This window comes from Variovorax sp. P1_H12_2 (assembly GCF_056405335.1).
The window spans coordinates 1-10,110 of record NZ_JBFUCI010000227.1 but is presented as its reverse complement, the minus strand read 5'-3'; the positions used below and the strand labels follow the sequence as shown (position 1 = coordinate 10,110).

General features: G+C 66.7%; 12 protein-coding genes. All 12 read left to right on the top strand.

Annotation, left to right across the window (positions count from 1 at the left end):
- Window positions 1-828 (top strand): molybdopterin cofactor-binding domain-containing protein (locus AC1D2K_RS21065; protein WP_478090776.1); only part of this gene is annotated, 828 nt, incomplete at its 5' end.
- Between the two features lie 5 nt (window positions 829-833).
- Window positions 834-1,052: a hypothetical protein gene (locus tag AC1D2K_RS21060; protein WP_478090775.1), complete on the top strand. Its 219-nt coding sequence runs from the start codon at window positions 834-836 to the stop codon at window positions 1,050-1,052.
- On the top strand, window positions 1,045-1,608 hold the full coding sequence (locus AC1D2K_RS21055; protein WP_478090774.1) for a cupredoxin domain-containing protein: 564 nt from the start codon (window positions 1,045-1,047) through the stop codon (window positions 1,606-1,608). The genes AC1D2K_RS21060 and AC1D2K_RS21055 overlap by 8 nt, the downstream gene beginning before the upstream one ends.
- Window positions 1,571-3,211, top strand: coding sequence for a cbb3-type cytochrome c oxidase subunit I (locus tag AC1D2K_RS21050; RefSeq protein WP_478090773.1), 1,641 nt, complete (start codon window positions 1,571-1,573; stop codon window positions 3,209-3,211). The genes AC1D2K_RS21055 and AC1D2K_RS21050 overlap by 38 nt, the downstream gene beginning before the upstream one ends.
- Window positions 3,208-4,038 carry a c-type cytochrome gene (locus tag AC1D2K_RS21045; RefSeq protein WP_478090772.1) on the top strand — a complete coding sequence of 277 codons (831 nt, stop codon included), beginning with the start codon at window positions 3,208-3,210 and terminating at the stop codon, window positions 4,036-4,038. Before AC1D2K_RS21050 ends, AC1D2K_RS21045 begins: the two co-directional genes overlap by 4 nt.
- Complete coding sequence (locus tag AC1D2K_RS21040; RefSeq protein ID WP_478090771.1) at window positions 3,989-4,735, top strand: ion transporter; 747 nt, start codon at window positions 3,989-3,991, stop codon at window positions 4,733-4,735. Before AC1D2K_RS21045 ends, AC1D2K_RS21040 begins: the two co-directional genes overlap by 50 nt.
- Before the next feature lie 188 nt (window positions 4,736-4,923).
- Window positions 4,924-5,421, top strand: a complete 498-nt coding sequence (locus AC1D2K_RS21035; protein WP_478090770.1) for a hypothetical protein — start codon at window positions 4,924-4,926, stop codon at window positions 5,419-5,421.
- 111 nt (window positions 5,422-5,532) lie between these two features.
- Complete coding sequence (locus AC1D2K_RS21030) at window positions 5,533-5,946, top strand: hypothetical protein (RefSeq protein WP_478090769.1); 414 nt, start codon at window positions 5,533-5,535, stop codon at window positions 5,944-5,946.
- A 249-nt stretch (window positions 5,947-6,195) separates the two neighbouring features.
- Window positions 6,196-6,564 carry a response regulator gene (locus AC1D2K_RS21025; RefSeq protein WP_478090768.1) on the top strand — a complete coding sequence of 123 codons (369 nt, stop codon included), beginning with the start codon at window positions 6,196-6,198 and terminating at the stop codon, window positions 6,562-6,564.
- 237 nt (window positions 6,565-6,801) lie between these two features.
- Complete coding sequence (locus tag AC1D2K_RS21020; RefSeq protein WP_478090767.1) at window positions 6,802-7,269, top strand: DUF3302 domain-containing protein; 468 nt, start codon at window positions 6,802-6,804, stop codon at window positions 7,267-7,269.
- Window positions 7,269-8,489 carry an HlyD family secretion protein gene (locus tag AC1D2K_RS21015; protein WP_478090766.1) on the top strand — a complete coding sequence of 407 codons (1,221 nt, stop codon included), beginning with the start codon at window positions 7,269-7,271 and terminating at the stop codon, window positions 8,487-8,489. The genes AC1D2K_RS21020 and AC1D2K_RS21015 overlap by 1 nt, the downstream gene beginning before the upstream one ends.
- A 35-nt stretch (window positions 8,490-8,524) precedes the next feature.
- Window positions 8,525-9,910, top strand: coding sequence for a TolC family protein (locus AC1D2K_RS21010; RefSeq protein ID WP_478090765.1), 1,386 nt, complete (start codon window positions 8,525-8,527; stop codon window positions 9,908-9,910).
- Window positions 9,911-10,110 lie beyond the last annotated feature (200 nt).

The window sequence follows — 10,110 nt, the reverse complement described above, 5'->3', positions numbered from 1 at the left end:
ACCCTGCTGGGGGCCGTGCTGGCAGGCCTGCCGAAGGAGGGCCCGGACAGCCCCGGCACCTACAACCCGGGACTGGGCATTCCCTACGACCTGCCCGGTAGCAAGCTGACGGCGCACTGGTTGCACGACACGCCGCTGCCGGCCGCCTGGATCCGCGCCCCTGGGCGCATGCAGAATACCTTCGGCAACGAGAGCTTCATTGACGAGATCGCGGCCGCGACCGGAGTCGATCCGCTCGAATTCCGAGTTCGCCGCCTGAGCGACAAGCGCGGCCTGGAACTGCTCGAGCGCCTTCGCCAGTTCGCGAAATGGCAGCCCCGCGGCACCCGCGTGCGCGACACGGGCCCACTGGCCCGAGGCCGCGGGGTCAGCTACGCGAAGTACGAACTGGTTCGCACCTACGTGGGCCTGGTCGCGGACGTGGCCGTCGACCGGCGCAGCGGGCAGATCCACGTCGAGCGCGTTTTTGTTGTCCACGACTGCGGCCAGATCATCAATCCGGACGGGCTGCGCAACCAGATCGAAGGCAACGTCGTTCAGACCGTGAGTCGCACGCTGGTGGAACAACTCGCGTTCAACCGCGACGCGGTCACGAGCCTCGATTGGGCCAGCTATCCGATCCTGACCTTTCCGGATGTCCCGGAGGTCGCCATCGACCTGATCGATCGGCCCGGCGAAGTGCCATGGGGTGCAGGCGAGCCCACCACGTCGGCCGTGCCCTCCGCGATCGCCAATGCCGTGCTGGACGCCACGGGAGCGCGCCTGCGCTCGGTGCCGTTCAGGCCGGCTGCGGTGCTGGCCGCGCTCGCTGGCGCCACACCGAAGTAGAAGGCATGGACACCTCGTCGAATCGCCACCCGCAGGACCACGTCTCGGCCGCCGTGCAGGCGGAGAACGTCGCCTTCCACGGCAGTCCGGAGGAGCTCCTGGCGATCGCTGCCGCGGGACCGCGCGGTGCACTGGCCGTGGCCGGCCTGGCCGTGTTCATCCTGCTCGCGCTCTGGATCGCGTTCTTCTTCTTCGTCTTTGCGCCGCGAGGCTCCATTGGCTGAGTCTGTCGAACTGGCGGCCGCGCGGGTCATCGACCGGTCCGAGCGTCGATGGTCCTGGGGGGTGGCGGGCGTGATCGCCGTGGTGTTCGCGGTGATGGTCTATTCCGGCCTGCAATGGACCGCGATGTCGCCGTCCAGCGTCGAGACGATCGATGCAAGTCGGCTGCACCTGTCGGGCGAGTTCATGGAAAGCAATCTCGGCACAGCCATACAACCCGACCGAACGGCGGTGGTACGGCTGATCGCGCAGCAGTATTCGTTCGTCCCTTCGTGCATCGTGGTGCCTGCCGGGACGCTGGTCAGATTCCGTGTCACGAGCCCAGACGTGGTCCACGGCTTCCTCGTCACGGGGACCAACGTAAACACCATGGTCATACCCGGCTATGTCGCCGAGGTCCGCACGCGCTTCGACGCGCCGGGCGATCACCTGATGCCCTGCCATGAGTATTGCAGCGTGGGCCACGAAGGGATGTGGGCCCGCGTTAAGGTGTTGGAGCGGACCGAGTTCGAACGCCTCCATGGCCATCAGCCGAGGGCATCCTGTGCAGGGCAGTAGTCGACTCGTGCTGGCCCACTTCTGGGCGGCGTTCTCGGCACTCGCTGTCGCCGTCCTGCTAGGCGCGTGGCAGATGTGGGTGCGCAGCCCGTTGCACCGCTGGGTCGACCCGGAGCGCTACTACGTGGCGGTCACCGCCCACGGCACTACGCTGGCCTATGTATTCCCGACCCTGATCGTGATGGGCTTTGGCTATGCGGTCTGCGCGGTCTCACTGGGCCGGCCGATGCACGGTATGCGGCTCGCCTGGACCTCCCTGGCCATGGTGTGCGCGGGCGCCCTGATCGCGCTGGCCACGGTCGCCGCGGGCAAGGYGACGGTGCTCTACACCTTCTATCCGCCGCTGCTCGGAAGCCCCTGGTACTACGGCGGCATCCTGTTGGCGGTCGCGGGTTCGTGGATCTGGGTCGGTCTCATGGTGTGGCACTTCAGGCGCTGGAAGCGCGACCATCCGGGGCAACCGGTTCCGCTCGCGATGTTCGCCACCACGGCGGGCGCGTTGCTGTGGTCCTGGACTTCGCTGGGGGTGGGCTCGGAGATCGCCTTCCTGATCCTGCCCAACGCATTCGGGTGGACGGATACGCTCGACGCGGGGCTTGCGAGGATGCTCTTCTCCTGGACCCTGCATGCCATTGTGTACTTCTGGCTGATGCCCGCCTACATCGCGTTCTACGTGCTGCTGCCGCAGTCTGCGGGGGGGCGGCTGTACAGCGACAAGATGGGCCGCATCGCGTTCCTGCAACTGCTGGTCTTCTCCATGCCGATCGGCATGCACCATCTGTTCGCCGATCCGCAGGTCGGCGCCGGCTTCAAGTTCCTGCACGCCGTCTTCACCGGGATGGTCGCCGTGCCGACCTTGCTGACGATCTTCACCATCTGCGCCTCGCTCGAGATCGCCGGGCGTCTGCGGGGCGGGCGCGGCATCTTCGGCTGGGTCGCAGCGCTGCCGTGGGACCGGCCCGTCGTGCTGGCCTCGGGGCTGTCCCTCGTCATGCTGGGCCTGGGAGGCGCGGGGGGCCTCATCAACATGAGCTATGCGCTCAACGCCACCGTGCACAACACCCAGTTCGTGACGGCGCATTTCCACCTGATCTACGGCGGCTCGGTCGTGATGATGTACTTCGCGATCGCCTATGAGCTGTGGCCGCGGATGACGGGCCGGGCGATTGCGCCGAAGCTCATGCAGTGGCAGCTGTGGAGCTGGTTCATCGGCATGCTGGTGGTGACGCTGCCCTGGCACGTGGTCGGCATGATGGGCCAGCCCCGCCGCATGGCCTACTACGACTTCTCCGATCCGGCGCTGGCGCCGCAAGCCATCTGGGTGAGCATTTCGGCCGTTGGCGGGGCGATCCTGGTGGTCTCGACGCTGCTGCTGGTGATCGGTTTGCTGGCATCGCATCGCGGCGCGGCCAGCCCGCAGGCCCCGCTGCGGTTCTCGCTGGCGCTGCGTCCGCCTTCGCGATTGCCGGCATCGCTGAACGGCTTCGGCGTCTGGATCCTGCTCGTGGCGGCGTTGACCGTGGTGAACTATGGCTACCCGATCGCGCAGGTCCTGCTCCTTCAGCGCAGCGGCGTGGCGACCTATCCGGTCGGGGCGCGATGACCGCTTCCCGCACTCCCCCGACTCGCGACGCCCGCTTTGCGGTGTGGATCGGGACCACTGCGGCGCTGCTCGTCGCCGCGGTCGCCGTGGGGTTCGTCTGGCTGCCTGCGAGCCAGGCGGCGGGGTCGGGGCCGGGCGAGCCGGGACTGTGGGATGTCATCTGCAGCGCCATCGGTCTTCCGGTTCGCAACCCACAGGCGCCCGTGCAAGCCGGACCGCCGGCTTCGAACGTCGCATGGACCGCGACGACGCGGCAGTTCCTGTCCGCAGGCGATGCGGCCCGGGGCGCTTCGCTCGCGGCCACCACCTGCAATAACTGCCACGGCGCCACTGGGGTAGGCACGGACGCCATTTTCCCCAATCTTGCCGGACAGAGCCAAGCCGCCATCTACAAGCAGCTCGAGGATTTCCGCAGCGGCAGGCGCGATGCCGCCGTGATGGGTGCGTACGTTTCGGCGCTGTCGCCCCAGGACGTGCGCGATCTCGCGGCGCACTATGCCGCGCTGCCTGATCCCTTTGCGGGTGCCGAAGCGGCGGGCGCGTCGGCCGATGCAATGGCGCGCCGGCTGGTCGAGGTCGGCGATCCGCTGCGCGGCATCGCGGCCTGTGCGGCCTGCCACGGTCCGATGGGGCTCACGCCGGGCGCGCCGGGCCTGCAAGGCCAGCAGCGCGCCTACCTGGAAGTGCAGCTGCTGGCACTTGCCTCGGGCCGTCGGCACAACGACATCAGCGCCCAGATGCGCAGCGTCGCGCGCCAGTTGACCGCGCAGGAGATCAGTGCCCTCGCGGCCTACTATTCGGGCCTGGGCGGCACGCCCGATCGATAGGTGGACGGGCAGGAGCAGCCCGCATGACGGGCGCGAACCCCTGCACCAGCAGCTGGCGTTCACGCTGGAATATGCCGCCCGCCTCGCCTGCGTCCAGCGGCCGCTGCGGTACGCGCGAAGCGTGTTCGGCATCATCGACCTGCTGGCCGTGCTGCCGACCTACCTCGCCGTCTTCGTGCCGGGCCTGCATGCGCTGATCGACGTGCGCGTGCTGCGATTGCTGCGCCTGTTCCGGATCCTGAAGCTCACCGAGTACGTTTATGAGTTCGGCGTGCTGGGCCGCGCGCTGGCCGCGTCCCGACGCAAGATCCTCGTTTTCATGGCCTTCGTGATGCTGGTTGTCCTGATCATGGGCACGCTGATGTACGTGGTCGAAGGGCCCGTCCACGGGTACACGAGCATCCCGGTCGGCGTGTACTGGGCGATCACGACCATGACGACGGTCGGCTTCGGCGACATCACGCCGCACACCGACCTCGGCCGCATGATTACCTCGCTCATGATGCTGCTCGGCTGGAGCACGCTGGCGGTGCCCACCGGCATCGTGAGCGCCGAGTTCACGGCCCTGCGCACGACGCACGAACCCACGACCCGGACCTGCCACGAATGCCTGAGCGAGGGGCACTCGCCGGCCGCGCAGTACTGCAGCGACTGCGGGGAGCGGCTGCCGCCCTGGCAGAACGAGTACGGCCCATGACGCTCGCCGGCGCTGGGCCGTGGGCTCGCGGCGCGTACACGTACGTGGATTGAGTGGCCGCCGGGATTGCCCCCTCGGGAGGATGGACCGACGATCGCAAGAGAAGGGCCTTCGGGCCTTCACCATCGTTCCGGTCGGCCGATACGTCGCCCGTTTTCCTCGACTTCGTGTTTCGGCAGGAGACATTCATGCAAGCGGTTTGGACGGTACGGGTTGCGGCGACAGTCCTGTGGGCCGCGCTTGCCGGCTGCGCGGCCGACCCCGCGCGCCTGCCGATAGGCTCGACACGCACCCAGGCGCTGCAGCAGCTGGGCAAGCCGAGCGCCACCTACCTGCTGTCGGATGGCGGCGAACGGCTGCAGTACTCGCGCGAGCCCGCGGGCTACCAGGTCGACAACGTCGACCTTGATGCGGCCGGCCGGGTCGTCGCGGTGCGCTCGATGCTGACCAATCCGCTCAACAACAACCCGATCCAGATCGGCAAATGGACCGAGTCCGATGTGCTGCGTGCCTATGGCAAGCCGTATCAGGTCACGCGGGTGTCCTCGTTCGATGGCGTCGTCTGGAGCTGGCAGTACATGGACAACTACATGCCGCGTCTTTTCTATGTCTATTTCAATCCCGCCGGCGTGGTGGCGCGCTACGACACCGGCGAGAACCCCGAGATCGAGCTGGGTGGAAAGTAGGCGAGCCACGTGCATCTCGTACGTAGTGTCGGTGACCGCCCGGATACACCTGCGGCGTGCTCGGAGTCCATCATCGCTTCCCGCCAATAAATCCTCATTGGATGAACAACCATGAACCAACGATTCGCTGCATTGAAATACCTGGCCGCTGCGACCTCCTTCGCACTGGTCATTGGCTGCGCCACCAACGGTGCGCTCGGCAATGACAATCTGGCCATCGCCGCCGGCTTCAAGGTCATCACACCCACGAAGCCGGACCAGCAGGCCACGCTCGCGAAGCTCCCGAAGGACAAGGTGTCGCCCGTCAACTACCAGGGAACGACCTACTACGTCCTGCCGGATTCGATGAACAACGTCGCCTACGTCGGCAGACTGCCTCAGTACCAGGACTACCAACGGCTGCGCGTGGCCAAGCAACTAAGCAACAACAATCTCGAGGCCGCCCAGGTGAACGAGATGGATGCCATGGGCTGGGGTGGCTGGGGTGGCTGGGGCGGTCCCGCCTTCGTCGGCTTCGGTCGCTAGCAATGGTTGATGGCGCATGAAGGCTGCCAGGGTTTTCGCGCGTCTACGTACGTGATGGCCCGTGATCGCCGGGATGGTCGCATCGCCCTGATGGCCTCACCATTGGTTTCCGGTTCGGTCCAGGCGAACGGAAGCGGACTCGAAGTGCGCTGCGCTTGGCGATGTGCTTCGGCCGCGGGCGATCGCCACGGAAGCTGGTCATCGCTGGGATCCAGCACCACCTTTACTGCCTCGGGAGACGCCGAATTCATGTCCACCACCGTCTACGTCGTCGGATTCAAGGCGGATGAGCGCGCCTGGATCGAATCGGCGCTCCGACGGATCACCGACGTGGTCTTGTTTGTGGACGACGGCGAAGACTTTCTTGCCCGACCGCCCTGTGGTTCGGGTCATTGCCTGATTGCGTCGGCCGATGTGGACGAGGCAGCGACGCTCAGACTGGCGCGCGAGTTGAGGCGCCGAGGCGTACCTCTGCCCGTGATCGTCCTGGGTCCGCACACCGCTTTTCGCACGGCCGTGGATATCGCGCGCCTGGAGGCGACGGATTTCCTCGAGCGGCCGGTCAGCGTGCGCGAGCTGCGCGCCGCGGTGCGTCGCGTGCGCTCGGATCCGAGATGAGCCCGAAGGTGCTGCAAGCACATTGCCACGTAGCTGGTGAGGCTTGCCAATTGCCAGAAGAAGCCAGAAGAACGTCAGATGCAAGCTCGCCGGATAAACAGGATCGCGATTCCCGCGCTGACAGAAAGGGAGCAGAGGCCGCCTCCCGGTCGAAGCCCGAGGTTCGTTTCAGCCTCGCTGGGCGTGGCTGGATGGGTCGTTCCTTTCGGCGCCCACGCATCCTTTCTCCCGCCCGAGATGATGGCCTCGGCGGCAACGGGGCTGGCGTGGTTCATCATCTTCGCGGTGCCCGTCGCGGCGATTGTGCTGTTCTGGATGTTGCATGTCCTGCCGGAAAAGATCGCGCACAAGCGGCATCACCCCCAACGGGACGCCATCAAGATGCTGTGCCTGCTGTCGCTGTTCTTCGGCGGTCTGCTGTGGCCGATCGCCTGGCTGTGGGCCTATGTGAAGCCGGTGGGCTACCAGCTGGCGTACGGAACCGAGAAGCACGAGGACTACTTCCACGAGCAGGGCGACAAGGCGCGGGCGGGCGAATTGTTGGCGCATGAGGTCGCCCACCTGCGCGAGGAACTCGACGTGATGGCTGCCAAGGGCACGCTGACCGCCGACCTCAAGGTGTTGCGCAGGGACCTGACCGTGGCGATGCCGGCAGCCGAGGCAGCAGAAGTCGATGCCGCCATGGCCAAGGAGGCGAACACCTGATGGAAGCACTGCTCCTTGCCATCTACGCCTTCTTCGTCTGGCTCTTCTTCATCAAGCTGAAGTGGCTGCCGTGGAACACCGGGACGCAAGTCACGGTCGTGATCATTCCGATCGTCGCGCTGAGCGCGATGATCTTCACGCTCAACGTCGTGGCGCCCTCGTCGGCCGATGTCCGGGTCATCAAGTACGTGGTGCAGATCGTGCCGCAGGTGCGCGGCCGGGTTCTGGAGGTGCCGGTCGAACCCAACAGGCTCGTGAAGAAAGGCGAGCTGCTGTTCCGCATCGACCCGACCCAATACGAGAACGAACTCAGCGCCGCCAAGGCCAGGCTTGCCGCCGACGAGGCGAAGTTCGCGCAGGCCGGTGCCGCACTGGTCGATGCCTCGGCCGGCGCACGGCAATTGCAGGAGCAGCTCAAGGCGGCCACAGGACAGGTCAGGTCGCTGCAGCCCAGGTTGGAGCTGGCACGACTGCGGGTGCGGCAGAACAAGGAACTGGTGGCCACCGGTGCAGGTGACAAGTTCGCGCTGGAACAGGCCGAGTCCAACCTGATCGAACTGCAAGGCCAGCTCGCGACCGCGACGGCGAACGAGGCTCAGGTCTCGCAGAAGCTGTCGGGGCGGGTCAATGGCGAACAGGCGTCGGTCGCGTCGGCCCGGGCCCAGCTCGCGACCGCCAAGGCGCAGGTCGACATCAGCCGCGCGGAGCTCGGCAATGCGCAGTGGAACCTCGACCAGACCGCCGTGTTCGCGCCGGCCAACGGCTACGCGATCAATGTGCAGTTGCGGCCGGGCTCCTTCGTGGTTTCGGTGCCCCTGGCGCCCGCGATGACCTTCGTCGAGGAAACCTACCAGGTGATTGCGCTCTTCGATCAGAACGAGCTGCGCCTTGTCGAACCGGGCAACCGGGCAGAATTCACGCTCAAGACGTACGCGGGCCGCATCATCCCCGCAACAGTCGACTCCATCGTCTGGGCGCAGGGCCAGGGTCAAGTGCCGCCGTCGGGCACGCTGCCGCAGACGGGCGCCTTCCCGCAGGTGCCGGGCCGCTTCCCCGTCAAGCTCATCGTCGATCAGCAGGACGCCGGGCTGTTCCTCGCCGCCGGCGCGGATGGCCAGGGCGCGGTCTACACGGATCACTTTGCGGCGATCCACATCGTGCGCATGGTGATCCTTCGCGTCGGCGCCATCACCAACTACCTCGTGTTGAAGCTGCACTGATGCACACACCTCTGTTTCACCGACGCATTCTCGCGATGGCGCTGGTGGCGGCGCTGTCGGGCTGTGCGCTCAAGTCGCCGCCGACGGCCGCCGACCTGCAGAAGGAGGTGCTGCCGCAGGCGCCCCTGCCGGCGTCGTTCCGGGCGGGCGGCGGCGCAGCGGCGCCGGTGGCTGACCGCTGGCTAGCGACCTTCGAGGAGCCCGCGTTGACCGCCCTCGTCAAAGAGGCCCTGATTTACAACGCCGACCTGAGGGTGGCCGCGGCGCGGGTCGAACAGGCTGCGGGCTACGTGAAGGTGGCATCCGCCACCTTGTTGCCCTCGGCGGGTGTGATCGGGCTGGGCGGCGGCAAGTCGGGTGGTGGTGGCGGTCTGGACGGAGTCTTCCTCAATGCATCGCTGGAACTCGACGTCTGGGGCCGCCTGCGCTACGGCAAGGCGGCAGCCAATGAAATGTCCGCTGCCGCCGAGGCCGACTACGCCTATGCGCGCCAATCGCTGGCGGCCACGGTGGCCAAGGCGTGGTTCCTGGCCGTCGAGGCCGGCTTGCAGCGCGCGATCGCGCAGGATGCGCTGACCTCCTCCGAAGCCCTGCTGCGGATGGCGGACGACCGCCTTCGCATCGGCAACGGCAACGCTGCGGCGGTGGCGCAGGCACGCGCGAGCGCGGGCACATACCGCGACACGCTGAAGCAGGTCGAACTCGCACGTGAGCAGGCCCGGCGTTCTCTCGAGCTGCTCGTCGGCCGCTATCCCACGGCGGAGATCGCCGTGGCGGACCGGCTTTCGCCGATGCCACCACCGTTGCCCGTGGGCGTGCCCTCGGAGTTGTTGGAGCGCCGCCCCGACCTGGTGGCCGCCGAGCGGCGTGTCGCCGCCGCGTTCGATCGCGTGGGCGAAGCCAAGGCCGCGCAGCTCCCGCGGATCAGCCTGACGGCGGGCGGCAGCAATGTGTCGAGCGAACTGATCGTGCTGAAGGACGTCAGCAGTCCGGTCTGGAGTCTGGGAGCTAACCTGATCGCGCCGATTTACCAGGGAGGTGCGCTTCGCGCGCAGGCCGAGATACGGACGGCCGAGCAGAAGCAGGCGGTGGCCGAGTACGCGCGCGCAGGCCAGCGGGCATTCGGCGAGGTCGAAGGCGCGCTGGGTACCGAGTCGGTCCTTCGCGAACGCGAGGTCATTCTCACGGCGACGATCCGCGACAGTTCGGATGCGCTGGAGCTCGCGCGCACCCAGTACCGCATCGGCAGCGTCGACCTGCGCACGGTCGAGCAAAGCCAGCTGACGCTCTATGCCGCGCGCACTTCCCGGCTGCGCGTGCAGTCCGAACGGTTGGCTCAGCGCACCAATTTGTATTTGGCGCTGGGCGGGGGATTCGATTTGCCACCCATGGAAGTCGCATCTTCACCATCTGCCAACTGAAGGGGGTAAAGCGACAGGTAAATCCCAGCCCTGATGAAACGATCGGATGTCCAGGTCAAACCACACCTTATCTTTGAGTCTTGCGCTCGAGCTCTTGAAACTTCGCGTCTTCTTCTCTATTTCTCGACATGTCACGATCAACGCCCACAGATCCAACAAGCGCGACGCCAGCCCAAGTTGACACTGAACGCCCGCAGGCC

Excerpts from the sequence above, each read along its gene's own strand:
- AC1D2K_RS21060 (WP_478090775.1), top strand. The coding sequence starts at position 834 with ATGGACACCTCGTCGAATCGCCACCCGCAGGACCACGTCTCGGCCGCC.
- AC1D2K_RS21045 (WP_478090772.1), top strand. The coding sequence starts at position 3,208 with ATGACCGCTTCCCGCACTCCCCCGACTCGCGACGCCCGCTTTGCGGTG.
- AC1D2K_RS21035 (WP_478090770.1), top strand. The coding sequence starts at position 4,924 with ATGCAAGCGGTTTGGACGGTACGGGTTGCGGCGACAGTCCTGTGGGCC.
- AC1D2K_RS21030 (WP_478090769.1), top strand. The coding sequence starts at position 5,533 with ATGAACCAACGATTCGCTGCATTGAAATACCTGGCCGCTGCGACCTCC.
- AC1D2K_RS21025 (WP_478090768.1), top strand. The coding sequence starts at position 6,196 with ATGTCCACCACCGTCTACGTCGTCGGATTCAAGGCGGATGAGCGCGCC.
- AC1D2K_RS21020 (WP_478090767.1), top strand. The coding sequence starts at position 6,802 with ATGATGGCCTCGGCGGCAACGGGGCTGGCGTGGTTCATCATCTTCGCG.
- AC1D2K_RS21015 (WP_478090766.1), top strand. The coding sequence starts at position 7,269 with ATGGAAGCACTGCTCCTTGCCATCTACGCCTTCTTCGTCTGGCTCTTC.
- AC1D2K_RS21010 (WP_478090765.1), top strand. The coding sequence starts at position 8,525 with ATGGCGCTGGTGGCGGCGCTGTCGGGCTGTGCGCTCAAGTCGCCGCCG.